Source organism: Sphingopyxis panaciterrae (assembly GCF_011762125.1).
Lineage (GTDB): Bacteria > Pseudomonadota > Alphaproteobacteria > Sphingomonadales > Sphingomonadaceae > Sphingopyxis > Sphingopyxis panaciterrae.
On record NZ_JAASQN010000005.1, the window covers coordinates 275235 to 299382 of the forward strand.

General features: G+C 64.4%; 28 protein-coding genes. 22 read left to right on the forward strand and 6 right to left on the reverse strand.

The genetic code is table 11. The features are described 5' to 3' along the window. Positions 1-31: 31 nt before the first annotated feature. Positions 32-1060 (reverse strand): uroporphyrinogen decarboxylase, encoded by a 1029-nt coding sequence (gene hemE, locus FHR22_RS17585; RefSeq protein WP_166944986.1) that lies wholly within the window; start codon positions 1058-1060, stop codon positions 32-34. A gap of 346 nt (positions 1061-1406) precedes the next feature. On the opposite strand from hemE, the gene FHR22_RS17590 reads away from it, so the two are divergent. From FHR22_RS17590 to FHR22_RS17645, 12 genes are all read left to right on the forward strand, one after another. Then, positions 1407-2219, forward strand: coding sequence for a pyruvate, water dikinase regulatory protein (locus FHR22_RS17590; protein ID WP_166944987.1), 813 nt, complete (start codon positions 1407-1409; stop codon positions 2217-2219). Positions 2220-2260: 41 nt separating this feature from the next. After that, on the forward strand, positions 2261-2815 hold the full coding sequence (locus FHR22_RS17595; protein ID WP_243853830.1) for a Maf family protein: 555 nt from the start codon (positions 2261-2263) through the stop codon (positions 2813-2815). An 11-nt stretch (positions 2816-2826) separates the two neighbouring features. Beyond that, positions 2827-3642: a shikimate dehydrogenase gene (aroE, locus tag FHR22_RS17600; RefSeq protein ID WP_166944989.1), complete on the forward strand. Its 816-nt coding sequence runs from the start codon at positions 2827-2829 to the stop codon at positions 3640-3642. Then, a complete protein-coding gene (coaE, locus tag FHR22_RS17605) occupies positions 3639-4262 on the forward strand; it encodes a dephospho-CoA kinase (RefSeq protein WP_166944990.1) in 624 nt (207 codons plus the stop codon). Before aroE ends, coaE begins: the two co-directional genes overlap by 4 nt. 19 nt (positions 4263-4281) lie before the next feature. Then, positions 4282-4983, forward strand: coding sequence for a DNA polymerase III subunit epsilon (gene dnaQ, locus FHR22_RS17610; RefSeq protein ID WP_166944991.1), 702 nt, complete (start codon positions 4282-4284; stop codon positions 4981-4983). A 47-nt stretch (positions 4984-5030) separates the two neighbouring features. Beyond that, positions 5031-5600: a ribosome hibernation-promoting factor, HPF/YfiA family gene (gene hpf, locus FHR22_RS17615; RefSeq protein ID WP_166944992.1), complete on the forward strand. Its 570-nt coding sequence runs from the start codon at positions 5031-5033 to the stop codon at positions 5598-5600. A gap of 155 nt (positions 5601-5755) precedes the next feature. Continuing rightward, positions 5756-6220: a PTS sugar transporter subunit IIA gene (locus FHR22_RS17620; protein ID WP_166944993.1), complete on the forward strand. Its 465-nt coding sequence runs from the start codon at positions 5756-5758 to the stop codon at positions 6218-6220. 158 nt (positions 6221-6378) lie between these two features. Continuing rightward, on the forward strand, positions 6379-6717 hold the full coding sequence (locus FHR22_RS17625) for a DUF1491 family protein (RefSeq protein ID WP_166944994.1): 339 nt from the start codon (positions 6379-6381) through the stop codon (positions 6715-6717). A 205-nt stretch (positions 6718-6922) separates the two neighbouring features. Further along, positions 6923-7615: a cell wall hydrolase gene (locus FHR22_RS17630; protein ID WP_166944995.1), complete on the forward strand. Its 693-nt coding sequence runs from the start codon at positions 6923-6925 to the stop codon at positions 7613-7615. An 89-nt stretch (positions 7616-7704) separates the two neighbouring features. Next, positions 7705-8337, forward strand: coding sequence for a DUF4136 domain-containing protein (locus tag FHR22_RS17635; RefSeq protein WP_166944996.1), 633 nt, complete (start codon positions 7705-7707; stop codon positions 8335-8337). Next, positions 8334-9455 (forward strand): M14 family metallopeptidase, encoded by a 1122-nt coding sequence (locus FHR22_RS17640; RefSeq protein WP_166944997.1) that lies wholly within the window; start codon positions 8334-8336, stop codon positions 9453-9455. The genes FHR22_RS17635 and FHR22_RS17640 overlap by 4 nt, the downstream gene beginning before the upstream one ends. After that, complete coding sequence (locus FHR22_RS17645; protein WP_166944998.1) at positions 9452-9919, forward strand: GNAT family N-acetyltransferase; 468 nt, start codon at positions 9452-9454, stop codon at positions 9917-9919. Before FHR22_RS17640 ends, FHR22_RS17645 begins: the two co-directional genes overlap by 4 nt. A gap of 203 nt (positions 9920-10122) precedes the next feature. On the opposite strand, the gene FHR22_RS17650 is transcribed toward FHR22_RS17645, so the two are convergent. Beyond that, the gene (locus FHR22_RS17650; protein ID WP_166944999.1) at positions 10123-10581 is read right to left on the reverse strand and encodes an Hsp20 family protein; all 459 of its coding nucleotides are present in this window, start codon (positions 10579-10581) and stop codon (positions 10123-10125) included. 188 nt (positions 10582-10769) lie between these two features. Here FHR22_RS17650 and gpmA point away from each other — a divergent pair, with 188 nt between their 5' ends. Next, positions 10770-11456 carry a 2,3-diphosphoglycerate-dependent phosphoglycerate mutase gene (gene gpmA, locus FHR22_RS17655; protein WP_166945000.1) on the forward strand — a complete coding sequence of 229 codons (687 nt, stop codon included), beginning with the start codon at positions 10770-10772 and terminating at the stop codon, positions 11454-11456. Positions 11457-11590: 134 nt separating this feature from the next. Here the strand turns inward: gpmA and FHR22_RS17660 are convergent, their stop codons facing one another. From FHR22_RS17660 to FHR22_RS17675, 4 genes are all read right to left on the reverse strand, one after another. Beyond that, a complete protein-coding gene (locus FHR22_RS17660; protein WP_166945001.1) occupies positions 11591-13681 on the reverse strand; it encodes a TonB-dependent receptor in 2091 nt (696 codons plus the stop codon). Positions 13682-14011: 330 nt separating this feature from the next. After that, positions 14012-14854, reverse strand: a complete 843-nt coding sequence (gene dapD / locus FHR22_RS17665; protein WP_166945002.1) for a 2,3,4,5-tetrahydropyridine-2,6-dicarboxylate N-succinyltransferase — start codon at positions 14852-14854, stop codon at positions 14012-14014. Next, positions 14851-15528, reverse strand: a complete 678-nt coding sequence (locus FHR22_RS17670) for a pyrimidine 5'-nucleotidase (protein WP_166945003.1) — start codon at positions 15526-15528, stop codon at positions 14851-14853. Before FHR22_RS17670 ends, dapD begins: the two co-directional genes overlap by 4 nt. Positions 15529-15537: 9 nt before the next feature. Continuing rightward, complete coding sequence (locus FHR22_RS17675) at positions 15538-16053, reverse strand: DNA-deoxyinosine glycosylase (protein WP_166945004.1); 516 nt, start codon at positions 16051-16053, stop codon at positions 15538-15540. A 343-nt stretch (positions 16054-16396) separates the two neighbouring features. On the opposite strand from FHR22_RS17675, the gene rpsL reads away from it, so the two are divergent. The 9 genes from rpsL (at position 16397) to rplB (ending at position 24145) form a co-directional block, all read left to right on the forward strand. Continuing rightward, a complete protein-coding gene (gene rpsL / locus FHR22_RS17680; RefSeq protein ID WP_037515637.1) occupies positions 16397-16768 on the forward strand; it encodes a 30S ribosomal protein S12 in 372 nt (123 codons plus the stop codon). A 72-nt stretch (positions 16769-16840) separates the two neighbouring features. Next, on the forward strand, positions 16841-17311 hold the full coding sequence (rpsG, locus tag FHR22_RS17685; RefSeq protein ID WP_039578261.1) for a 30S ribosomal protein S7: 471 nt from the start codon (positions 16841-16843) through the stop codon (positions 17309-17311). A 107-nt stretch (positions 17312-17418) separates the two neighbouring features. Next, on the forward strand, positions 17419-19512 hold the full coding sequence (gene fusA / locus FHR22_RS17690; protein ID WP_166945005.1) for an elongation factor G: 2094 nt from the start codon (positions 17419-17421) through the stop codon (positions 19510-19512). A gap of 116 nt (positions 19513-19628) precedes the next feature. Next, positions 19629-20822, forward strand: coding sequence for an elongation factor Tu (gene tuf, locus FHR22_RS17695; RefSeq protein ID WP_166945006.1), 1194 nt, complete (start codon positions 19629-19631; stop codon positions 20820-20822). A gap of 148 nt (positions 20823-20970) precedes the next feature. Further along, the gene (gene rpsJ / locus FHR22_RS17700; RefSeq protein WP_003042199.1) at positions 20971-21282 is read left to right on the forward strand and encodes a 30S ribosomal protein S10; all 312 of its coding nucleotides are present in this window, start codon (positions 20971-20973) and stop codon (positions 21280-21282) included. A 298-nt stretch (positions 21283-21580) separates the two neighbouring features. Continuing rightward, positions 21581-22357: a 50S ribosomal protein L3 gene (gene rplC / locus FHR22_RS17705; RefSeq protein WP_037515835.1), complete on the forward strand. Its 777-nt coding sequence runs from the start codon at positions 21581-21583 to the stop codon at positions 22355-22357. 2 nt (positions 22358-22359) lie between these two features. Then, the gene (gene rplD, locus FHR22_RS17710; protein ID WP_166945007.1) at positions 22360-22986 is read left to right on the forward strand and encodes a 50S ribosomal protein L4; all 627 of its coding nucleotides are present in this window, start codon (positions 22360-22362) and stop codon (positions 22984-22986) included. Beyond that, positions 22979-23287, forward strand: a complete 309-nt coding sequence (locus tag FHR22_RS17715) for a 50S ribosomal protein L23 (RefSeq protein ID WP_166945008.1) — start codon at positions 22979-22981, stop codon at positions 23285-23287. Before rplD ends, FHR22_RS17715 begins: the two co-directional genes overlap by 8 nt. Positions 23288-23308: 21 nt before the next feature. After that, complete coding sequence (rplB, locus tag FHR22_RS17720; protein WP_166945009.1) at positions 23309-24145, forward strand: 50S ribosomal protein L2; 837 nt, start codon at positions 23309-23311, stop codon at positions 24143-24145. Positions 24146-24148: the final 3 nt, after the last annotated feature.

Below are 24148 nucleotides of genomic sequence, written 5' to 3' on the forward strand. Positions count from 1 at the left end.
TCGCCCCCAAGAATCCCGCCAGTTCCATATATTATCCGCCGCGCACGCGTCTGATCAGATGTTCGACATGGGCAATCGGCGTGTCGGGCACGATTCCATGGCCGAGATTGAAGATATGGGGACGCGACGGGAAAGCTGCAAGGATGCGATCGATCGCATCGTCGAGCATTGTCCCGCCCGCGACGAGTGCGAGCGGGTCGAGATTGCCCTGCACGGGCAGATGCGGCGGCAGGATATTGTCCGCCCACACCGGATCGACGGTCTCATCGAGCCCGATCGCGTCGACGCCGGTCTCATCGGCATAGGCGCGAAGCTTGCCGCCGGCGCCCTTCGGAAAGCCGATGACGGGCGTGTCCGGGTGCAAGGCCTTCAGGCGGCGAACGATTTCGGCGTTGGGTGCAATAACCCATTGTTCGAACTGGGCCGGGGACAAACTGCCGGCCCAGCTGTCGAAGAGCTGCACCGTCTCGACGCCATGTTCGATCTGCCCCGCGAGATAGGGGACCGTCAGGTCGACGATCGCATCGATGATGGCTTGGAAAGCTACGGGATCGCCGAACGCCAGCCGCCGCGCCGCAGCCTGGTCCTTCGACCCCTGCCCGGCGACCATATAAGTGGCGACGGTCCACGGACTTCCCGCAAACCCGAGGAAGGTCGTTTCAGATGGCAATGCCGCTGCAACGCGGGCGACGGTGGCATAGACCGGTTCGAGCCGCTGCGGAGCCGCTTCAAGCGACGCCAGGGCGCTGTCGACCAAGGGCGGGGCGAGCCGCGGTCCCTCGCCTGCCTCGAACCACAGATGCTGGCCTAGCGCGTGCGGGATGACGAGAATGTCGGAGAAGAGGATCGACCCGTCGAAACCAAAACGGCGGATCGGCTGCAAGGTCACTTCGGCCGCGGCTTCGGGATCATAGCATAGCTCGAGAAAACCGCCCTTGGTTTCGCGAAGCGCGCGATATTCAGGGAGATAACGACCAGCCTGACGCATGAGCCAGAGTGCGGGGCGATCCTGCCGCGCCCCGTGCAGTGTAGCGAGCAAGCTCTTCGGTGAGGCCTTCACGCGATCCCTCTTTCTCTAATCAATATATATTAAAAATGATTGTGGTGGTTTGTTGGCGGGCGAACAGCGGGGCTTTAGGCCGGGACGCCGTTTTTGCCAACAGCTTGACTCTCGATGCGCCGCTCTGGCGCACAGAGTCGCAAAGCTTTTCTTTGCTATTCACAGCCTGTGGATAAGATTCGTCGCTTGTGGACAAAAGGTGTAGCGGAATCGGCAGCGCCGGGGATGAATCTGTCGTCCCCATTTCCTCCCCGCGCTTTTCCAAAACTTGTCCACAGGGCCTTTTCGTCGTCCCGGACTTGATCCGGGATTGCCTTTTTCGACCGCTTCCCGCCATGGTGCCGCCATGGGCCGGCTCCACCTACATCTCATATCCGACTCCACGGGCGAGACACTCGAAAATATCGCCAAGGCGGCGATCGCGCAGTTCGACGACGTCGAGGTGGTGCGCCATTTCTGGCCGATGGTGCGATCGGAATCGCATCTCGACCGGATCATGGCCGAGGTGCAGGCGAGTCCCGGAATGATCCTCTTCACCCTCGTTAACGGCGAGCTGCGGGTGAGCCTGGAACGGCGCGCGCAGGCGCTGAATTTGCCCACAGTTGCGGCACTTGACGCGGTGTCCGATGCGCTGTCGCGCGTGCTGGGGCAGGAAGCGAAGGCGCGGCCGGGACGCCAGCATGCCCTCGATGCCGCCTATTTTGCTCGCGTTGAAGCGATCCAGTTTACCGTCGCGCACGACGACGGGATCGGCTGGGAGAATTGGGAGCAGGCCGATATATTGCTGGCAGGCGTGTCGCGGACGTCGAAGACACCGACGAGCATCTACCTTGCCAACCGCGGCTTCAAGACGGCCAACATCCCGATCGTCCCCGAATCGCCGCCGCCCGAAGCGCTGTTCAGCCTGAAGCGGCCGATGGTGGTCGGACTGACGACCGGGCTCGACCGGCTGGTGCAGGTGCGCCGCAATCGCCTGCTCTCGCTCAACCAGGCGCCCGAGACCGCTTATGTCGACGACGAGCGGGTGAAGGCCGAACTTGCCTATGCGCGGCGCATGTTCGCCGACAATGGCTGGCCGGTGATCGACGTGACGCGCCGATCGATCGAGGAAACCGCCGCGGCGGTGATCAAGCTGGTCGAAGATCGCGGGGCCGCGTGACGCAGCTCCTGCTGGCCTCGCAAAGCAGCGGCCGCGCCGCGATGCTCCGTGCCGCGGGGCTCGATTTCGAGACGAGCGCGGCGCATGTCGATGAAGAGGCGCTGACCGCGTCGCTGCTCGCAGCCGGGCAGACCCCGCGCAACATTGCCGACGCGCTGGCCGAGGCGAAAGCGGTCAAAATCTCGTCGCGGCTTCCCGGCGTCACCGTGATCGGTGCCGATTCGACCCTCGCGCTCGACGACGGCACGATGTTGTCGAAACCCGAAAGCCCGGAAGAAGCGGCCGATCACCTGCGCCGCTTGGCGGGAATGTGTCACCGGCTATTTAGCGCCGCGGTCGCCACGCGTGACGGGGCGCCGGTGTGGCGCGCGATCGGCGAGGCGAAGCTGTGGATGCGCCCCTTGTCGGACGGCTTCATCGCCGACTATGTCGCGCGCGAATGGGACAGCATCCGCTGGACCGTCGGCTGTTACGAAATCGAGGGAGCGGGCGTGCAATTGTTCGAAAAGGTCGAGGGTGACCCCTGGACGATCATCGGCATGCCGATGCTGCCCCTGCTGGCATGGCTGCGCGCGACCGGACTGGCCCCAAAATGACCGAAAACGTCATGAGCAAGTCCCCTTATGCCGAAGTCATCGGCGACCCGATCGCCCAGTCGAAATCGCCGCTGATCCATGGCTTCTGGCTGAAAGCGCTGGGGATCAAGGGCGACTATGCCCGCGAACATGTGACGCCCGACGCGCTCGCCGCCTATATCGGCAAGCGCCGCACCGATCCCGACTGGCGCGGCTGTAACGTCACCATGCCGCACAAGGGGGCGGTGATGGATCTCGTCGATGATCCGGGTGACATCCGCGCCACGATCGGTGCGATGAACACCGTCGTCCGGCAAAAGGACGGGTCGCTGATTGGCACCAACACCGACGCGGCGGGATTTTATTCGCCGCTCGCCGAACTCGACCTCGAAGGCGCGCCGGTCGCGGTCGTCGGTGCCGGCGGCGCGGCGCGTGCGGTGCTGTTCGCGCTCGCCCGCGCCAATGTCGGTCCGGTGACGATCCTCAATCGCAGCCCGCTGAAAGCGATGGGCCTGCTTGCGACCTTCGGGCTCAAGGGTGATGTCGCGGCGCCCACCGCCGCGCTGCCACCGGTGTCGCTGCTCGTCAATGCGAGCAGCCTCGGGATGAAGGGGCAGCCGCCGCTCGACCTCGACCTGTCGCCGCTGCCCGACGATGCGATCGTCTACGACCTCGTCTATTCGCCGCTCCAGACCGGGCTTCTGAAAGCCGCCGAAGCGCGCGGGCTCGACACCGTCGACGGACTCGACATGCTGATCGGCCAGGCCGCACTGGCGTTCGAGCTGTTTTTCGGCGCCGCGCCGCCCGAGGGCCGCGATGACGAACTGCGCGCGCTGCTGATGGCATGACGCATCGCCCGCGCCCCGGCTCGCGGCTCCGCCGTCCGTTCATCGTCGGGCTCACCGGATCGATCGGCATGGGCAAATCGACCGCGGCGGCGATGTTCGAACGCGAAGGCGTGCCGGTGTTCGACGCCGATGCCGAGGTGCACCGGCTGCAAGGGCCCGGCGGCGCGCTGGTCGCGGCGATCGAGGCGCGCTTTCCCGGCACGACCGGCCCGGGGGGCGTCGACCGGCAGAAGCTGGGGAGCCGCGTGCTCGGCAACACCCATGAACTGGCCGCGCTGGAAGCGATCGTCCACCCGGCGGTCGGCAAGGCGCAACGCCGCTTCCTGATGCGCAACCGCGCGCGCGATGTCGTCGTGCTCGATATCCCGCTGCTGTTCGAAAAGGGCGGCTGGCGCAAGGTCGGGGCGATCGCCGTCGTGTCGGCCCCCGCGTGGATGCAGCGCAAGCGCGTCATGCGCCGCCCCGGCATGACCGCGGCGAAGCTCAAGGCGATTCGCCGCTTGCAGGTGCCCGACCGGGTCAAGCGCGCACGCGCCGATTTCATCATCGAAACGGGCCGTCCCAAAAGCGAGACACACCGGCAGATAAGCTTCATCGCCTCTTGTTTCCGCGCCCGATAGGGTCCAGATTGAAGCTTCGATGCGCGAGATTATCTTTGATACCGAAACGACGGGGTTCGATCCCAAGACCGGGGACAGGCTGGTCGAAATCGGGTGCATCGAACTGGTCGACCGCCGCGAGACGGGCCAGAGCTTTCACGCCTATTTCAATCCCGAACGCGACATGCCCGCCGCCGCCGAAGCGGTACATGGCCTGTCGATCCAGTTTCTTTCCGACAAGCCGTTGTTTGCGACTCGCGTCGACGAGCTGATGGAATTCCTTGGCGATGCGCCGTTGATCGCGCACAACGCCGCCTTCGATTTCGGTTTCGTCAACGCCGAACTGGCGCGCGCCGGGCGGCCCGGACTCGACATGGCGCGCATGTGCTGCACCGTGCAGATGGCGCGCAAGCTGCACCCCGGCGCGAAGCACAGCCTCGACGCGCTGTGCACGCGCTATGGCATCGATCGCAGCCACCGCGTCAAGCATGGCGCGCTGCTCGACGCCGAATTGCTCGCGCATCTCTATATCGAAATGACCGGTGGACGGCAGATCGGGCTCGGGCTCGCGGCCTCCCCCGCCGCCGAGGCGGTGCTGTCGCCGGTTGCCGCCGCGGCGCCGCGTGCCGACGCCCGGCCGTACCGCGAACCGCGTCCACACGCCGCATCGGCCGCGGAACTCGCACGCCATGCCGAATTTGTCGCAGGGCTGAACCAGCCACTGTGGCTCGATACGGTGTGATGACCTCTCCCTGATGTCATCGCGCCGGCCATAGAAGGAGAAGAAAAATGGAAATCCGCGTCTCTGGCCATCAGATCGAAACCGGCGAAGCGCTTCAGGCGCATGTGTCGGACCGGATGAACGCGATTGCCGACAAATATTTCTCCCGCGCGATCGGCGCGCACGCGACGTTCGGCAAAGGGCCGCACGACAGTTTCCAGTGCGACATCGTCGCGCATGTCATGCAGGGGCTGGTGCTGAAAGGCCATGGCCAGGCGCAGGACGCGCATGTCGCCTTCGAGGGTGCGGCGGAACGCATCGAAAAACAGCTCCGACGCTATATGCGACGACTGAAAGATCACAACGGCGCGGGCCATCCTTCGCCGACGATTGAAGAGATTGACGACAATGCGAGCTATATCGTCTTCGATGGCGGCGGCGAGGAGGATGCGGGCGATGCGCCCGCGATCATCGCCGAAACGCGCGTCGATATTCCGACGAGCAGCGTGTCCGACGCGGTGATGATGCTTGACCTGCGCGATACCGCCGCCTTGCTGTTCGTGAACAGCAAGACGGGGTCGCATAATATGGTCTATCGCCGCCGCGACGGGACGATCGGATGGGTCGAACCGCAATAGGGACTGGATTTTCTCCGCCAACCGGCATAAGGGCCGCGCCCAACACTGCCCGGTGCCGGTAAGGCGGGGTTCCGGCACGACCGATCCGCGATCGATTGCCGTAAGGACCGAGTCGGGCGGTAAGGCCCGGCGGCGATACAGATTTGACCAGAGCAATGAACCTATCTTCCCTTCTTTATCCCGCGACCGTGCGGGCGCATGTCCAGATCGATTCGAAAAAGGCGCTTTTCCCCTTTCTCGGCGATCTTGCGAGCCGTTCGCTCGGCCTCGGCGCCGGCGAAGTCAGCGAAGCATTGCTCGAGCGTGAGCGGCTGGGTTCGACCGGCTTCGGCCGCGGCATCGCGCTGCCGCACGCCAAGATGGCCGACCTTTCGGGGGTGCGGGGGCTGTTCCTGCAACTGGCCCGGCCGATCGATTTCCAGGCGGTCGACGGTTTGCCGGTCGACCTGCTGTTCGTGCTGCTGTCGCCGCTCGATGCCGGTGCCGACCATCTGAAGGCGCTCGCCGGCGTGTCGCGGATGCTGCGCAATGACAGCATCGCCGAACGGCTGCGCGGCGCGAAGAATGATGAAGCGCTTTATGCGCTGCTCGCCGACACCGAAACGCGTGACGCGGCGTAAGCCGGATTGACGAAATATCGATCCTCCCCGTCGCGTAGCGATGGGGAACGGGACCATCCGAAGGATGGTGGAGGGGCGGCAACCTCGCGCTATTTGCCCCTCCGTCAGCGGCGATGCCGCTGCCACCTCCCCATCGCTGCGCGACAGGGAGGATATTCATGACCCGCCTCACCAGCCGCTTCCTTGTCGACCTGTTGCTTCGCCGCACCGAAGCGGCCGGCGGCTTTGCGGCCGTGCTCGCCAAGGGCGACGAGATGTCGGGCGTCATTCTGGTCCAATGCAGCGATCGCGGCGAGCCCGGGCCGCTGCTCGAACGCCGCTTTTCGGCGAATGGTGACTATATCTGGGAGGCGGTTGGTCCCGGCGACCCCAACGATAGTGAATCGCGCGCAAATTATCAGGACCGGCGGCGCAAGGCTGATCCCGACCTGTGGATCGTCGAACTGGATATCGCGGATGCGCCACAACTCGTCGCGGAGTGGGCCGCGTTAACTTGACTCTGTTGCGCCGCACAATAAGTGGCGCGCATTCGATAACGCGTAGGTCGTTCCGCGGGTTGCAGCAGCTTTGCAACGCACCCGGCAAAACGGTTTGGACACGCAGTCGGACGATGACCGCAGGCGATATCGGGCGATAGCCCCCTCACCTGTCTGGGCCTGTTTCAAAAGGTCCGGTTCATCGGCCGCACTTTTGACGGACAATATGAGTCGCATCCTGAATGCTGCCAGCGTGGCCGCCGTCGGCATGACTGCCGCAACCATGCTGCTGCTTGCGGAACCCGGTTTCGCCAGCGACCTGGCCGCCGAGGCCAATCTTCCCGCCATCAGCCTGCCGAGCATCGAAGCACCGGCGACGCTCGAAAAGGCGGATCTGTCGACGACGGGCGAAGCGCCCACCGGTCAGGACGTCGACCAGGACAGCGACCATGAAGACGACCAGATCGTTGCCCAGATCGATGCTATGCCGAAACCGGCGCCGGTGACCGCCGAGTCACTTGCCGCGCTGGTCGACGCGACGCCGCGCCCCGCCGACATCGATGCCGAGCTGCGCTGCCTTGCCGGCGCGGTCTATTTCGAATCGCGCGGCGAATCGCTCGTCGGGCAGCTTGCGGTCGCGCATGTCGTGATCAATCGCGCCAAATCGGGCCGCTTCCCGGCCAGCCTGTGCGGCGTCGTCCATCAAAAGAGCCAGTTCAGCTTCGTGCGCGGCGGCCGGATGCCCGCCGTCCGCAACGCCGCCCAGTGGACCAACGCGGTCGCGATCGCGCAGATCGCGCGCGACGGCAGCTGGAAGAACAACGCGCCGGGCGCGCTGTTCTTTCACGCCCGCCATGTCTCGCCGGGCTGGCGCAAGACGCGCATCGCGCAGATCGACAATCACATCTTCTATCGCTGAGGACTTTATCCTCCCCACGGCGCCGCCCCAGGGAGGATGTGCGCATCCCGTTCATTGCCAGGCCATTTTTTGTGGCGCATGATGCCGGGATGAAGCTTCATCTCTCTGCCGCCATGCTTTCGGGCCTGGCGCTTACGCTTGGCGGCTGCGCGACAGCGGTGCCGCCGGTCGAAGTCACGCGATTCCATACCGCTGCGCCTTCGGGCTGGGCTGCCGGGACGCGTTATGTCGTCGATGCCGCGGCGCTGGGCGATGCGTCGGCGATGGTCGGCGCGACCGCGCCGTCGCTCGAATGGAACAGCTATCGCACCGCGGTCGAGCGCCAGTTGCAGTTGCAGGGTTTCGTCGCCGCCGAAAATGGCGCGCGCGCGCCGCTCAAGGTCCGCATCGGTTTCGACCGCGCCGATCGCCAGGAAGGCGTCGGCCGGCGCTCGCCGGTGTCGGTCGGGGTCGGCGGATCGACGGGAGGCTATGGCTCGGGCGTCGGGCTGGGCATCGGGATCAACCTGGGCGGCGGCGGGTCGCGATGGCTGGAAGACCTGCAGCTCGCGGTGCGCATCGACGACGCTGCGACAGGGCAGGCCTTGTGGGAAGGCCGCGCGATCACCGCGGTGCGATCGAAGGCGCCGGCGGCGCAGCCGTCGCTCGCGGCGGCGAAATTGGCCGACGCGCTATTCAAAGGCTTCCCCGGCGAATCGGGACGCACTATCACGGTCAAATGACCATCACCATCAACGCCGCTTTCGACAGCGGTAACATCGTCGTCGATCAGATCGACGGAGCGTCGGCCAGGCTTTCGATTCGCAAGGACCGCGAATCAGAGTTTTTCCAGTGGTTTCACTTCCGCGTGAGTTGCGCGGTCGGCGATGCGCTCGAGCTCGCGATCGCGGGGCTGGGCGGATCGGCCTATCCCGACGGCTGGCCGGGCTATGCCGCTTGCGCGAGCTATGATCGCGAAAACTGGTTCCGTCTCGATACAGGCTATGATGCCAAAGCGGACAGCGGCACGCTGACGATCCGCCATACCGCCGAAAGCCAGATTCTCTGGATCGCCTATTTCGCGCCCTATTCGATGGAGCGGCATCATGATCTGGTTGCGGGCGTCGCCGAATGCGAGGGCGTGACCTATCGCTGCCTCGGCACCAGCCTGGAAGGCCAGCCGATCGATTGCCTCGAAATGGGCACCGGCGCGACCGAAGTCTGGCTCTATGCGCGCCAGCATCCGGGCGAGAGCATGGCCGAATGGTGGATGGAAGGCGCGCTTGAAAAGCTGACCGATCCCGCCGATCCGTACGCGCGGTCGCTGCGGCAGAAATGCCGCTTCCACATCGTCCCGAACATGAATCCCGACGGGTCGCGCCGCGGGCATTTGCGGACCAATTTCGCGGGGGTGAACCTCAATCGCGAATGGCATGAGCCGACCGCCGAGCGGAGCCCCGAAGTGCTGGCCGTCCGCAATGCGATGGATGCGACCGGCGTCGACTGGGCGATCGACGTCCATGGCGACGAGGCGATCCCGGCGGTCTTCCTCGCGGGGTTCGAGGGTATCCCGTCGCTCAAGGCCGAGCAGGCCGCGAACTATAAGGCCTTCGAAACCGCGCTCGCGGCGAACACCCCCGATTTCCAGCTCGACCTTGGCTACGCCGAATCGGCGCCGGGACAGGCGAACCTGACGATGTCGACGACGCAGCTCGCCGAACGCTTCGGCGCGGTGTCGATGACGCTCGAAATGCCGTTCAAGGACAATCGCGACCTGCCCGACCCGGTCGCTGGCTGGTCGCCCGAACGGTCGAAGCTGCTGGCGCACGCCTGCCTCCGGACGCTGGACCAGATGCTGTGAGAGAAGCCTGGCGGATCGTCGTCGACGATCTGTCGGGCGCCCCGATCCGCGCTCTGCTCGAACGGCATTTCGCGGGCATGCTCGCGAACTCGCCGGCCGGCAGCTGTCATTTCCTCGATTTCGAGGGACTGAACGCACCCGATGTGACCTTCTGGTCGATTCACAAGGCGGGCGAGTTAGCGGGGTGCGGGGCGCTCAAGATTCTGGGCGATGCGCATGGCGAGATCAAGTCGATGCGCACCGCCGATGCCTTTCTGCGGCAGGGCGTCGCGGCGCGGATGCTCGTGCATATCGTGGGCGAGGCGCGGGACCGCGGGCTGGAGAGGCTCAGCCTCGAAACCGGGTCGAGCCCGGCGTTCGAACCCGCGCTGGCGCTTTACCGCAACCACGGCTTTGAAGACTGTGAACCCTTCGCCGATTATCGGCCCGACTCCTTCAGTCGCTTCATGACGCGACAGCTTTAGAAAATTTTCACGCGAAGACGCGAAGGGATCGCGTTCGCCGCGAAGCGGCTTTCTCCTGACATCTTGGCGGCTGACGCGATGATGGAGTGGAAATCGGGCCTGTCGGCCCGCGCCAATCCCTTCGCGCCTTCGCGTGAAATAAAATGAAGCGGGGCCCGAAAGTAGCTCCGGACCCCGCATTGTCGATCAAGCCAGGCGGGCGCTTACGCCGCCTTCTTGCTCTCGATCACCGGCTGGGTGCCGCCGCCGATCGCGATCTTGTGCGGCTTCATCGCCTCGGGCACTTCGCGCACAAGGTCGATGGTCAGCAGCCCGTCGGCGAGGTCGGCGCTGTCCACCCGCACGAAATCGGCGAGCTGGAAGCGGCGTTCGAACGCGCGCGTTGCGATGCCGCTGTACAGCAGCTTGCGTTCCTCGCCCTCGGCGGCGGGAGCCTTGCGGCCGCTGACGTTCAGCATGTTCTGCTGCGCGGTGATGTCGATTTCATCGGGCTTGAAACCGGCGACGGCGACGGTGATGCGGAAATGATCGTCGGCGATCTTCTCGATATCGAACGGCGGATAGTTTTCGGCGCCCGAACCGCCCGTTTCGAGGAAATCGAACAACCGGTCGAAACCGACGGTCGAACGGCGATAGGGGGTCCAGTCGAAGCTGTTACGCATGGTCTTTCTTCCTTTTCAAAGCGAAGTCAGAGGACCGCGGCAGACCGCCGCGATCGCCACCCGGCCCCGTGTCGGCGGCCGGATGAAGCGAATCTGGTAAGCGCTGAAACCATTTCAAGAGGGGCGTTGGCCTTATGGAAAAACCCGCGCTAAAGGGCGGCGACTCTCCTCGATCCGAAGGACATGAAATGCCGCAACTCATCCTCATCCGTCACGGCCAGTCGCAGTGGAACCTCGAAAACCGTTTCACCGGCTGGTGGGACGTCGACGTCACCGAAAAGGGTGCGGCCGAGGCATGGGCGGCGGGCGAGCTGATGAAGGAAAAGGGCATCGCCCCCGACCTCGCCTTCACCTCGGTCCAGACGCGGGCGATCAAGACGCTGAACCTCGCGCTCGAAGCGATGGGCCGTTTGTGGCTGCCGGTGACCAAGGACTGGCGGCTCAACGAGCGCCACTATGGTGGGCTGACCGGGCTCGACAAGGCCGAGACGGCGGCGAAGCATGGCGACGAGCAGGTGAAGATCTGGCGCCGCAGCTTCGACATTCCGCCGCCGCCGCTCGACGCGGGCTCGCCCTATGAACTCGCCAGCGATCCGCGCTACGCCGGCATCGCCATTCCCGCGACCGAAAGCCTGAAGGACACGATCGCGCGCGTGCTGCCCTATTATGAGGCGGCGATCGTGCCGCAGCTCGCCGCGGGCAAGACGGTGCTGATTTCGGCGCACGGCAACAGCCTGCGCGCGCTGGTCAAGCATTTGTCGGGCATTTCGGACGCCGATATCACCGGGCTGGAAATCCCGACCGGCCAGCCGATCATCTATGACCTCGCGGACGATCTGAGCGCGAAAGAACGTTATTACCTCAGCGAGCGTTGAGGCTTTTTTCCGCTAACGTGGAAGGCGGCACCAGCCCACGCCGCCACCCGACCTCCCATAGGTTACTATGTTTAGGGAGGCCGGGTGGCGGCGTGGGCTGGTGCCGCCTCGTTTCGGCTATACCGAAACGAAAGCTAAAGCGCCCCGCTCACCGTGAGCTGAAGCGCCTGGCCGAACTTGCGGCGGCGGCTTTCGACGAAGGCGACCGGGCCGTCGCGGCGGCCGGTGAACACGGTGCGGTCGACGGCGTCGATCTGGCCCGCGAGGTTGCGGAATGACGCGCGCACGGTGAAGCCCGCGACATTCTTGTGCTCGACATAGGCGGACACGAAATGGTTGCGCCGATATTCATTCTCGATCGAATCGAGCCGCAGGTTCGGGCTGTATTTTTCGTTGAAATAGCCGGCGCCCCACGCGAGGTCGGTGCCGGGAACGTCGTGGCGCAGGCTGAGGTCGATCACATGTTCCTGCCCCGAACTCTGCTCGCGCCACGCGCCGGTCAGCGGATCGCGCACGCGGTTGCGCCGCCAGGTGATGTCGCTGTTGATCCGCGCGCCCTGGAGCCCGAGCCGGTCGAGCAGCAAGGTCGCCTTCGAACTGATGCGATAGAGGTGCGCCGGCGGCAGGTTGCCGCGGCCCTCGGTGGTCGGCGACAGCGGGACCTGATCGACGATATCCTCGGCATAGGCGTAGGCGACGGCGAGTGAGGCATTGCCCCACGCCCCCATGTCCTGCACCACCTCCAATTCGGTGCGGTTGAGGATCGGCGGCACGAGGCGGCCGTTGCCGCCATTGCCCTGCCCGTTCGCGACATCGACCGAGCTCGCGAAATCGAAGAAGTCGAGCTGGTCGACGCGGCGCTGGGCATGCCAGTTGACCGTCGTTTTCGGCGCGACCTTCCATGCGAGCGCGACCTTGCCCTTGGGCCGGACGAACCGGCGGGTGAGTCCATCGGGGCCCGATGAGGTCAACTCGCTATATTCGGCGCCGAGATTGATCTGCGCGGTCAGATTGGGGGCGAGCGCGCGGCCCCAGGTCAGCGATGCCTCACCGCGCTTTTCCTCGACCCTGGTTTTCTCGCCGCCGAAGATCACGGGCTGGAACCTGCCGCCCTCCCGCAGCGTCGCATATTCGGCATCGACGTCGAGCGTGTTGTACGCGCCTTCGAGCGCGACTTGCCAGTCGGTGCCGCCCGCGGTGTGCCAGCCATATTCGCCGCGCAGGATCGATTCGCCTTCGTCGGCGGTCTGCTTGAAGCGTTCGCCGCTGCGTGCGCCGAGTTCGCGGTCGACGATGAAGGTGTCGACGAAAGGGCTATGCTCGAACCGGTAGAGGCCAATGAGTTTGAGCCGGCCCTTGCCGAGCCCCAGTTCATAATCGCCGCCGATGTCGAAATTATGCTCGTCTTCGCTGAACCGGAAATCCTCGCGCACCAAGCCGATGCCCGGCTGAACCGACGCGCCGCGTACCGCATCGTTCAGGATCAGCAGCTGGCCGCCAAGGTTGATATTCCACTTGTTGCCGTTGGCGGTGGTGCGGGCCAGCGCCGCCGACAGCCGCGGGCTGTCATAATAGCTGTGCATATGTTCGTCGCGCGTGAATAGCAGGACGCCGTCCCCGTCATAAACGCGCTCGGGCCCCCAGCCGCCGGTGCGGGTCGCTTCATTCTTCAAGCTGAGCGTCAGGTCGGTCCCGCCGAGCTTGCCGTTGGTCGAAATCTCTCCGTTCAGCCAATTGTCGTGAATGCGCGGGCGCAGTTCGGGCTGCCAGCGGACCGTCGTCTTGAAACCGCCGGCGCGCGCTCCCGCGACAAACACGACATTGGCGACCTGTCCGGTCAGCCCGGGGACGCTTAGGCTCGCGCCGTCGACGATATCGATATAAGCGATCTGGTCCGCGGCGATCCGCGACAGGGCGGTTCGCGCGCCGGTCGACTTATTGGCGATCCGCTCGCCCCCGATCAGGACATTTTCGGTCGCCGCGCCCAGCCCGCGGTCGCCGCCGTTGGTTCCGGTGACGATCAGGAAGCCCGGTATCTTTTCGACCATGTCGAGCGCGGTGCGCGGCGCGAAGCGGGCGAAGTCGGCTGGGGTGTAGCGTTCGGCGCCGTTGACCGGCACGGGAATCGCGGGCGGCGCGTCGCCCGTCACCTCTTGCGCGGCGGCGGTGGCGGCCGAGAGCAAGCCCCATATGGCAAAGGACGACCTGGTAAATGCGGCTGACATATTCCCCCCTCGCGGCCGCGATCGAAACAGATGGCCTCGCTAATCGCGAATAGTTCGCAATAAGCAGATTGGGTCAGATTGTCTACCAACGCCCGGCGCGGTTCGACGAGCGCTGGTGATGCGGCCAGTTTGGGACTGAACGGCGGGTTGCGGACGCTAGCCAAATAGCCGTCGCCCCCCGAAGGCGGGGGCCGCTATCAGCCTAGCGCAAGGTTGCCAGCGGCCCCTGCCTTCGCGGGGGCGACGGCTATGATTCACGCCGGAACGTCCGCTCCCACCCAAAATCAGCCACCCGCTCGCCGCTTGCAGGAACGGCGCCGGGCCGCCGGTTCAGTCGCGCAGCAGTTCGTTGATTCCGGTCTTGGCGCGCGTCTTGGCGTCGACGCGTTTCACGATCACCGCGCAGTAAAGCGACGGGCCGGGGCTGCCGTCGGGCAGCGGCTTGCCGGGCAGCGCGCCCGGAACGACGACCGAATAGGCCGGGACTTCGCCGATGAAGATTTCGCCCGTCGCGCGATCGACGATCTTGGTCGAGGCGCCAAGATAGACGCCCATCGACAGCACCGCGCCTTCGCGCACGATCACGCCTTCGGCCACTTCGGCGCGGGCGCCGATAAAGGCACCGTCCTCGATGACCACGGGCCCCGCCTGCAGCGGTTCGAGCACGCCGCCGATTCCGGCGCCGCCCGACAAATGGACGTTCGCGCCGATCTGCGCGCAACTGCCGACGGTGGCCCAGGCGTCGACCATCGACCCCTCACCCACATAAGCGCCGATATTGACGAAGCTCGGCATCAGCACCGCGCCCTTGCTGATATGCGCGCCGCGGCGGACGATCGAACCGGGGACGGCGCGGAAACCGGCAGCGCGGAAACGGTTCTCGCCCCAGCCGGCGAATTTCGACGGCACCTTGTCCCACCAGGGCGCGCTGCCCGGCCCGCCCTCGATCAGTTCCATGTCGTTGAGGCGGAACGACAGCAGCACCGCTTTCTTCAGCCACTGGTTGACCTGCCACGTCCCCGAAGCGTCGCGCTCCGCGACCCGCAAGCTGCCATCGTCGAGCCCGGCGAGCGTGGTTTCGACCGCGTCGCGCACCGCGCCGGTCGTCGTCAGGCCCAGCGTGTCGCGTGCATCCCACGCGGCTTCGATCGTCGATGTGAGGTCGGTGGTCATGAAATTCCCCAAGGTGAAGGCAGATTGTCAAGCCAGTCGGCGATGTCGGTCGCGTGGAAATCGACATGATCCGGCAGGTGGTCCCGATGGCCGCTTTCGCTGCCGTTGTCCAGCCACACAGTGGTCATTCCCAGCGCCTTTGCCGGGGTCAGGTTGCGGGCCATATCCTCGACGAACAGGCTGCGAGCCGGGTCGATGCCGAGATGGTCGATCATCAGCGAATAGGCGGCGGGATCGGGCTTGGGCGTGTAGCGAAGAATGCGGATGTCGCAGATGCCGTCGAACAGGTCGGCGATTCCCCGCGCATCGAGCACGCGCGCGGCATAATCGGCGTCGGCGTTGGTGAAGATCAGCTTGCGGCCCGGCAAGCGTTCGAGCCCGGCGCGAAGACGGGCATCGGGCGCGATCCGGTCGAGAGCGATGGCGTGGACGTCGACGAGAAACTCCTCGGGGTTGACGCCATGGTGGCGCATCAGCCCGGCCATCGTCGTGCCATGATCATGGAAATATTGTTTCTGGACCCGCCGCGCCTCGACCGCATCGACGCCCAGCAGGCGCATGATGAAGGCACCCATGCGTTCGTCGATCAGGTCGAACAGCTTCGCCGACGGCGGATACAGCGTGTTGTCGAGATCGAAGATCCAGCTGTCGATATGGTCGATGGGCGCGGACATGGCGCGCGCTTACCGGCTCGGTCCGATGGCGGCAAGCGCGTCGCGAAGGCACAGCCACCGCGCACGTTTCGCCGCGAAGCCGATCGTGTGCGCGGCGCTGCTCGATGGCAGGTCGACGACGGCGATCTTCTCCAGCGCCGGCAGTTGCTTACGGCCGATCGCCGCCGCCTTGCCGCCGTTGAAGGCGATCATGCGAAGGTCGGGGAGGCCCGCGACCAGTGCCCCCAGATCGTGCGCCTCGACTTCGCGAATAAGGGAATCGCTGCTCGTTTTCCGTTCGGCGCTGCGGATCACGTCCCAGAGGCCGACATGGGCCTTGCGGAGCTGGACCAGCCGCTCTTCATAGGGCATCGACGCGAGCGGCCGTTCGATGACGTCGCCGAGCAGCCGCCAGAACTGGTTCGTCGGATGCGCATAATATTGGCGCTCGGCGAGCGAGCGGGCACCGGGCAGACTGCCGAGGATCAGCAGCCGCGTGTCGGCGGCGACGTGCGGGGCGAAGCTGGCGTGGCGAACGGTCGGCATGGGCGAGCGATAGCGCGGCCGGCGCGGCGCAACAATATTGCCGGTTTTTCGCCCCTGCCCCCGCCCTTTGCCCCTGACCTTGGTCTTGACCCTGCCGGGAATCACCGCTAGGGGGCCGCTCGACCGGAAAGGGCGGTTTGCTGCCTCTTTCAGTTACAACAGCGCTTGAACATTGCTGGCGCGGATGGAGCCTCCGGAAGATCATGTCGATCCGCCGGGGTCTTTTGCTGTTATCAGGTCGGCCGTTTTTCGTCCTTTTTGGCGGATTATCGGCCGGAGCTTCATCCACCGCGGTACAGTAACCGTTCGCTTTGATGGGCGGACACATAAAGGTGAAGCATTCATGCCCACGATCAATCAGCTCGTCCGCAAGGGCCGGACTCCGCAGAAAGTGAAGTCCAAGGTTCCAGCGATGGACGCGAACCCGCAGAAGCGCGGCGTTTGCACCCGTGTCTATACGACGACACCGAAAAAGCCGAACTCGGCGCTCCGCAAGGTTGCGAAGGTCCGCCTGACCAACCAGCGCGAAGTCATCACCTACATCCCCGGCGAAGGCCACAACCTCCAGGAACACAGCGTCGTGCTGATCCGTGGCGGCCGTGTCCGCGATCTTCCCGGTGTGCGTTACCACGTCCTGCGCGGCGTGCTCGATACGCAGGGCGTGAAGGACCGCAAGCAGAGCCGTTCGAAATACGGTGCGAAGCGTCCGAAGTAAGGACCGCTTTTTCGGCTATTTGATCATCCCGCGAGCGCTTGGCGCCGGGATGCTGTTGTAAAGGAATACCCCATGGCTCGTCGTCGTCGTCCTGAACGCCGCGAAATCCTGCCCGATCCCCGTTTCGGTGATACGGTGCTGTCGAAATTCATGAACAGCGTCATGCTGGACGGGAAGAAGTCGGTCGCTGAAAGCATCGTTTACGGTGCGCTCGAATCGGTCGAAGCCCGCGCCAAGAAGGAACCGATCGGTGTCTTCCACGAAGCGCTGGCGAACATCCGCCCGAACATCGAAGTCCGCAGCCGCCGCGTCGGCGGTGCGACCTATCAGGTTCCGGTCGAAGTCCGCCCGGAACGTGCGCAGGCGCTCGCGATCCGCTGGCTGATCACCGCCGCGCGCAACCGCAGCGAAACCACGATGGCTGCGCGCTTGTCGGGCGAACTGCTCGATGCGTCGAACAACCGTGGCAATGCCGTGAAGAAGCGTGAAGACACGCATCGCATGGCCGAAGCCAACCGCGCCTTCAGCCACTACCGCTGGTAATTGCACGGACGCCCCTGCACCTCGCGGGGCGCGTCTCGCAATCGTAACAATCATTCCTATATCGGGGGTGGCCCCAAAGGCCTCCCCCCAAATCCAAGGAAAAGACCATGGCACGCAGCCATCCGCTCGAACATTATCGCAACTTTGGGATCATGGCGCACATCGACGCCGGCAAGACCACGACGACCGAGCGCATCCTTTACTACACCGGCAAGTCCTACAAGATCGGCGAAGTCCATGACGGCGCCGCGACGATGGACTGGATGGAGCAGGAGCAGGAACGCGGCATCACGATCACGTCGGCCGCCACCACCTGCCTGTGGAAAGCCGCCGAGGGCCAGGGTCCCGAGCATCGCCTGAACATCATCGACACCCCCGGCCACGTCGACTTCACGATCGAAGTCGAGCGCAGCTTGCGCGTGCTCGACGGTGCGATCACCGCGTTCGACGGCGTTGCCGGCGTCGAGCCGCAGTCGGAAACCGTGTGGCGCCAGGCCGACAAGTATAAAGTGCCGCGGATGTGCTTCGTCAACAAGCTCGACCGCACCGGCGCCGACTTCTATTATTGCGTCCAGACGATCATCGATCGTCTCGGTGCGACCCCGGCCGTGCTCTATCTGCCCATCGGCGCCGAAGGCGACTTCAAGGGCCTGGTCGATCTGGTCAACGAGCGCGCTATCATCTGGAAGGATGAAAGCCTCGGCGCCGAATTCTTCTATGAGGAAATTCCCGCCGACCTCGCCGACAAGGCCGCCGAATATCGCGAAAAGCTCGTCGAACTCGCCGTCGAACAGGACGACGATGCGATGGAGGCCTATCTCGAAGGCACGCTTCCCGACGTCGCGGCGTTGAAGGCGCTGATCCGCAAGGGTACGCTGGCGCAGGCATTCGTTCCGGTCCTTTGCGGCTCGGCGTTCAAGAACAAGGGTGTGCAGACGCTGCTCGACGCGGTCGTCGACTATCTGCCTTCGCCGCTCGACATTCCGGACGTCCAGGGCATCAACCCGGACAATGACCAGCCCGATTCGCGCGAGACGTCGGACGCCGCGCCGTTGTCGCTGCTCGCCTTCAAGATCATGAACGACCCGTTCGTCGGCTCGCTCACCTTCGCGCGCATCTATTCGGGAACCCTGAACAAGGGCACCTACCTGAACTCGGTGAAGGACAAGAAGGAAAAGGTCGGCCGCATGCTGCTGATGCATGCGAACAGCCGCGAAGACATCGACGAAGCCTATGCGGGCGACATCGTTGCGCTTGCCGGGCTCAAGGAAACCACCACCGGGGACACGCTCTGCGCCACCAACGCGCCGATCATCCTCGAGCGGATGGAATTCCCCGAGCCGGTCATCGAGCTGTCGGTGGAACCGAAGACCAAGGCCGACCAGGAACGCATGGGCATCGCGCTCAACCGCCTGGCCGCCGAGGATCCGTCGTTCCGTGTGTCGACCGACCATGAATCGGGACAGACGATCATCAAGGGCATGGGCGAGCTTCACCTCGATATCCTCGTCGATCGCATGAAGCGCGAGTTCAAGGTCGAAGCGAATGTCGGTGCGCCGCAGGTGGCGTACCGCGAATCGCTCGCGAAGGCCGTCGACGTCGACTATACCCACAAGAAGCAGTCGGGCGGCTCGGGCCAGTTCGGCCGCGTCAAGGTCACCGTCGCTCCCGGCGAACGCGGCGCGGGCATCACCTTCATCGACGAGATCAAGGGCGGCAACATTCCGCGCGAATATATCCCGTCGGTCGAAAAGGGCATGCGCGAATCGGCCGAAAACGGTCACATGATCGGCTTCCCGATCATCGACTTCGAAATCAAGCTCACGGACGGCGCGTACCACGACGTCGACTCGTCGGCGCTGGCGTTCGAAATCGCGGGCCGTGCGGCGATGCGCGAAGTGGCGGCGAAGGCCGGCATCAAGCTGCTCGAGCCGGTGATGAAGGTCGAGGTGGTTACCCCTGAGGAATTCATGGGCGACGTGATCGGCGATCTCAACAGCCGTCGCGGGCAGATCCAGGGCACCGACAGCCGGGGCATCGCCCAGGTCGTCGAGGCGATCGTGCCGCTGGCGAATATGTTCGGCTATGTGAATCAGCTGCGCAGCTTCAGCCAGGGTCGCGCCAGCTACTCGATGCAATTCTCGCATTATGAAGAAGTGCCGACGAACGTCGCCGAAGAAGTGAAGGCCAAGATGGCCTGACGGTAAGGCCGCGCGGACTTGCGCCGCGCGGCAAGACCCTCTAAGGGCGGCGCCTGATTCAGCGGGCTCGTCCAGGACTGATCAACGCAAACACATGAACAAGAAGGTTGTTAAACATGGCCAAGGCTAAATTTGAGCGGACGAAGCCGCACTGCAACATCGGCACCATCGGTCACGTCGACCATGGCAAGACCTCGCTGACCGCCGCGATCACCAAGGTGCTCGCCGAAAACGTCGCGGGCAACGCTGCCGTCGACTTCGCGAACATCGACAAGGCGCCCGAAGAGCGTGAGCGCGGCATCACCATTTCGACCGCGCACGTCGAATATGAAACCAACGGCCGCCACTATGCGCATGTCGATTGCCCGGGTCACGCCGACTATGTGAAGAACATGATCACCGGTGCCGCCCAGATGGACGGCGCGATTCTCGTCGTGTCGGCTGCTGACGGCCCGATGCCGCAGACCAAGGAGCACATCCTGCTTGCGAAGCAGGTCGGCGTTCCGACCATGGTCGTCTTCCTCAACAAGGTCGACCAGCTCGACGACCCCGAGCTGCTCGAGCTCGTCGAACTCGAAATCCGCGAAGAACTTTCGAAGCGCGACTTCGACGGCGACAATATTCCGATCATCGCCGGTTCGGCGCTCGCCGCGCTGGAAAGCCGCGACGACAACATCGGCAAGGACGCGATCCTGAAGCTGATGGAAGCCGTCGATGCGTGGATCCCGCAGCCGGAACGTCCGCTCGACAAGCCCTTTCTGATGCCGATCGAAGACGTGTTCTCGATCTCGGGCCGTGGTACCGTCGTCACCGGCCGCGTCGAAACCGGCATCGTCAAGGTGGGTGAAGAAGTCGAAATCGTCGGCATCAAGGACACCAAGAAGACCGTCGTCACCGGCGTCGAAATGTTCCGCAAGCTGCTCGACCAGGGCCAGGCCGGCGACAACATCGGTGCACTGATCCGCGGCGTCGGCCGTGAAGAAGTCGAGCGTGGCCAGGTTCTCTGTAAGCCTGGCACGATCAAGCCGCACACCGAGTTCACCTCGGAAGTCTACGTCCTGTCGAAGGACGAAGGCGGCCGTCACACGCCGTTCTTTGCGAACTATCGTCCGCAGTTCTATTTCCGCACCACCGACGTCACCGGCGAGGTCATCCTTCCCGAGGGCACCGAGATGGTCATGCCGGGCGACAACGTCCAGCTGTCGGTCAAGCTGATCGCCCCGATCGCCATGGACCCGGGTCTGCGCTTCGCGATTCGCGAAGGTGGCCGCACGGTCGGCGCAGGGGTTGTGGCGACGATCACAAAGTAATATAGGGCCGCGAGCCGCGCGATTCGGAAGCGATTCGCGCGGCTCGTAGCTTAAAGATTTTTGATGGCCGGGCCGGCTTCCGTCAGGGGGCCGGAACAGGCCATTTCGGCTCTTTCGCATCGTCAGACGGGATTCGACTGGAACAGTCATGGAAACGCAGAATATTCGCATTCGCCTGAAGGCCTTTGATCACCGCGTGCTCGATCAGGCCACCACCGACATTGCCGATACGGCACGTCGTACCGGAGCGCTTATTCGCGGCCCGATCCCGCTGCCGACGCGCATTGAGAAATTCACCGTGAACCGCGGTCCGCATGTCGACAAAAAGTCGCGCGAGCAGTTCGAGGTGCGTACCCACAAGCGGCTGCTCGACATCGTGCAGCCCACGCCGCAGACGGTCGATGCGCTGATGAAGCTCGACCTCGCCGCGGGCGTGAACGTAGAAATCAAGCTGGCTTAAGGCCAGCGAAGCCCCGGTGAAAACCGGGGTCTCTATCGGCGGCTTCCCCGGAAGCCGCATTGTCCGGAGCGATCCGGACCGACGATAGGGTGGATACCGCCGGACCGCTTCTTCGGAAGCATCATGGTCCGGGCTGCGTCCCCCGTCTCGCCGCCAACCCGAGGGAAGGCGGCACCTCAGCCCGGACGGGGCGATGCATCGAAATTCGGGCTGGGAGGGTTCTCGTCGAGGTTCGCCTTGGCGGGGTCCCGCAAGCCGTGCGGAATGGTCCGCCCGGCCTCTGTTGAGGAGTTTGATCATGCGGACTGGCGTGATCGCGAAGAAAATGGGGATGACCCGCCTGTTTCAGGACGACGGCCGCCACGTGCCCGTCACCGTCCTGAGCCTCGAAGGCTGTCAGGTTATCTCCGTGCGCGAACAAGAACGTGACGGCTATGTGGCTGTCCAGCTCGGTGCCGGCTCGGCGAAGGCGAAGAATGTTGCGAAGCCGCAGCGTGGCGCTTTCGGCAAGGCCGAAGTCGAGCCCAAGGCGAAGGTCGTCGAATTCCGCGTCGCTGACGACGCGACGCTCGACGTCGGCGCCGAACTGTCGGCCGACCATTTCGTCGCCGGCCAGATCGTCGACATCCAGGGCGTGACCCAGGGTAAGGGCTTTGCCGGTGCGATGAAGCGCTGGGGTTTCGGCGGTATGCGCGCGACCCACGGTGTTTCGATCAGCCACCGTGCGCATGGTTCGACCGGTAACCGCCAGGATCCGGGCCGCGTCTTCAAGAACAAGAAGATGGCCGGCCATATGGGCGCGCGCAACCGCACCCAGCAGAATCTCGAAATCGTCCGCACCGACGTCGAGCGCGGCCTTCTCTTCGTCAAGGGCTCGGTCCCTGGCTCGAAGGGCGGCTGGCTGATGGTCCGCGATGCGGTCAAGCTGCCGCGCCATCCCGAGGCCCCCTATCCTGCGGGCATCAAGAGCGCGGCGAACGCCAATCAAGAAGCCCCGGCTGATGCGCCCGTGGAAACCCCGGTTGAAGAAACCGTGGTCGACACTGCCACCACCGACGGCGCACAGGAGTCCTGATCATGAAGGTCAAGGTTCAAACCCTCGACGGCAAGGCCGGCACCGACATCGATCTCAATGACGATGTGTTCGGCGTCGACGCCCGCGCCGACATCTTGCATCGCGTCGTTGCATGGCAGCTTGAAAAGCGCCGCGGCCCGGCTCGTGCGGCCCGCGAACGCAGCGATGTTTCGCGCACCGGCAAGAAGTTCGGTCGCCAGAAGGGCGGCGGTACCGCACGTCACGGCGATCGCGCGGCCCCGATCTTCATCGGCGGCGGCAAGGCGCATGGCCCGCGTGCCCGCACCTTCGGCCACTCGCTGAACAAGAAGATCCGCACTCTCGGCCTGAAAATGGCGCTCAGCGACAAGGCGAAGGGCGGCAAGCTCGTCGTCATCGACACGCTCGAGCTCAAGGACGCCAAGACCAAGGCGCTCGCCGGCAAGCTCGGCAAGCTCGAACTTGGCAATCGCGCCCTCTTCATCGACGGTGATGCGGTGCACGAAAGCTTCGCAATGGCGTCGGCCAACCTCATCGGCATCAACGCGATGCCGGCCGCGGGCGCCAACGTCTATGACATTTTGCGCGCCGATACGCTGGTCCTGACCCGCGCCGGCCTCGAAAAGCTGGAGGCACGCTTCAATGGCTAAGGCAAAAACAGTCGACGCGCGTCACTATGACGTGATCCTCGCTCCGGTGATCACCGAAAAGTCGACGCTGCTCAGCGAAAATGACGCAGTGGTGTTCAAGGTTGCGGGCGACGCAACCAAGCCCGCGATCAAGGCCGCCGTCGAGGCGCTGTTCGATGTCAAGGTTCTCAGCGTCAACACGCTGATCACCAAGGGCAAGACCAAGCGCTGGAAGGGCAAGCCCTACACCCGCAGCGACGTGAAGAAGGCGATCGTTCGCCTGGCCGAAGGCCAGTCGATCGACGTCACCACCGGCGTCTGATTGTAGGAAGAGGCAGAGAAAATGGCACTTAAATCCTATAATCCGACCAGTCCCGCGCAGCGCGGCCTGATCCTCGTCGACAAATCGTCGCTGTGGAAGGGCAAGCCCGTCAAGGCGCTGACCGAAGGCAAGCGCAAGACCGGTGGCCGCAACAACAAGGGTCATGTGACCTCGCGCGGCATCGCCGGCGGCCACAAGCAGAAGTACCGCTTCATCGACTTCAAGCGTCGCAAGTGGGACATGCCGGCCACCGTCGAGCGTCTGGAATATGACCCGAATCGCACGGCCTTCATCGCGCTCATCAAATATGAGGACGGCGAGCAGACCTATATCCTGGCGCCGCAGCGTCTGGCGGTCGGCGATACGGTTATCGCGGGCAAGAAGACCGACGTGAAGCCGGGCAATGCGATGGAATTGTCGCAGATGCCGGTCGGCACGATCGTCCACAACATCGAGATGAAGCCGGCCAAGGGCGGCCAGATCGCCCGTTCGGCCGGCACCTATGCACAGGTCGTCGGTCGTGACCGCGGTCTGGTGATCGTGCGTCTCGGTTCGGGCGAGCAGCGTTACATCCGCGGCGAGTGCATGGGCACGGTCGGCGCGGTGTCGAACCCCGACAACCAGAACACCAACCTGGGCAAGGCCGGCCGTAACCGCTGGCTCGGCAAGCGTCCGCTGACCCGCGGCGTCGCCAAGAACCCGGTCGATCACCCGCACGGCGGTGGCGAAGGCCGCACCTCGGGTGGCCGTCATCCGGTTACCCCGTGGGGCAAGCCGACGAAGGGTGCTCGCACGCGCCACAACAAGTCGACCGACAATATGATCATCCGGTCGCGTCACGCGAAGAAGAAGAGGTAAGCC

Coding starts and splice junctions, on each gene's coding strand:
- FHR22_RS17590 (WP_166944987.1), top strand. CDS start 1,407: ATGGGCCGGCTCCACCTACATCTCATATCCGACTCCACGGGCGAGACA.
- FHR22_RS17595 (WP_243853830.1), top strand. CDS start 2,261: ATGCTCCGTGCCGCGGGGCTCGATTTCGAGACGAGCGCGGCGCATGTC.
- aroE (WP_166944989.1), top strand. CDS start 2,827: ATGAGCAAGTCCCCTTATGCCGAAGTCATCGGCGACCCGATCGCCCAG.
- coaE (WP_166944990.1), top strand. CDS start 3,639: ATGACGCATCGCCCGCGCCCCGGCTCGCGGCTCCGCCGTCCGTTCATC.
- dnaQ (WP_166944991.1), top strand. CDS start 4,282: ATGCGCGAGATTATCTTTGATACCGAAACGACGGGGTTCGATCCCAAG.
- hpf (WP_166944992.1), top strand. CDS start 5,031: ATGGAAATCCGCGTCTCTGGCCATCAGATCGAAACCGGCGAAGCGCTT.
- FHR22_RS17620 (WP_166944993.1), top strand. CDS start 5,756: ATGAACCTATCTTCCCTTCTTTATCCCGCGACCGTGCGGGCGCATGTC.
- FHR22_RS17625 (WP_166944994.1), top strand. CDS start 6,379: ATGACCCGCCTCACCAGCCGCTTCCTTGTCGACCTGTTGCTTCGCCGC.
- FHR22_RS17630 (WP_166944995.1), top strand. CDS start 6,923: ATGAGTCGCATCCTGAATGCTGCCAGCGTGGCCGCCGTCGGCATGACT.
- FHR22_RS17635 (WP_166944996.1), top strand. CDS start 7,705: ATGAAGCTTCATCTCTCTGCCGCCATGCTTTCGGGCCTGGCGCTTACG.
- FHR22_RS17640 (WP_166944997.1), top strand. CDS start 8,334: ATGACCATCACCATCAACGCCGCTTTCGACAGCGGTAACATCGTCGTC.
- FHR22_RS17650 (WP_166944999.1), bottom strand. CDS start 10,581: ATGCGTAACAGCTTCGACTGGACCCCCTATCGCCGTTCGACCGTCGGT.
- gpmA (WP_166945000.1), top strand. CDS start 10,770: ATGCCGCAACTCATCCTCATCCGTCACGGCCAGTCGCAGTGGAACCTC.
- FHR22_RS17660 (WP_166945001.1), bottom strand. CDS start 13,681: ATGTCAGCCGCATTTACCAGGTCGTCCTTTGCCATATGGGGCTTGCTC.
- dapD (WP_166945002.1), bottom strand. CDS start 14,854: ATGACCACCGACCTCACATCGACGATCGAAGCCGCGTGGGATGCACGC.
- FHR22_RS17670 (WP_166945003.1), bottom strand. CDS start 15,528: ATGTCCGCGCCCATCGACCATATCGACAGCTGGATCTTCGATCTCGAC.
- FHR22_RS17675 (WP_166945004.1), bottom strand. CDS start 16,053: ATGCCGACCGTTCGCCACGCCAGCTTCGCCCCGCACGTCGCCGCCGAC.
- rpsL (WP_037515637.1), top strand. CDS start 16,397: ATGCCCACGATCAATCAGCTCGTCCGCAAGGGCCGGACTCCGCAGAAA.
- rpsG (WP_039578261.1), top strand. CDS start 16,841: ATGGCTCGTCGTCGTCGTCCTGAACGCCGCGAAATCCTGCCCGATCCC.
- fusA (WP_166945005.1), top strand. CDS start 17,419: ATGGCACGCAGCCATCCGCTCGAACATTATCGCAACTTTGGGATCATG.
- tuf (WP_166945006.1), top strand. CDS start 19,629: ATGGCCAAGGCTAAATTTGAGCGGACGAAGCCGCACTGCAACATCGGC.
- rpsJ (WP_003042199.1), top strand. CDS start 20,971: ATGGAAACGCAGAATATTCGCATTCGCCTGAAGGCCTTTGATCACCGC.
- rplC (WP_037515835.1), top strand. CDS start 21,581: ATGCGGACTGGCGTGATCGCGAAGAAAATGGGGATGACCCGCCTGTTT.
- rplD (WP_166945007.1), top strand. CDS start 22,360: ATGAAGGTCAAGGTTCAAACCCTCGACGGCAAGGCCGGCACCGACATC.
- FHR22_RS17715 (WP_166945008.1), top strand. CDS start 22,979: ATGGCTAAGGCAAAAACAGTCGACGCGCGTCACTATGACGTGATCCTC.
- rplB (WP_166945009.1), top strand. CDS start 23,309: ATGGCACTTAAATCCTATAATCCGACCAGTCCCGCGCAGCGCGGCCTG.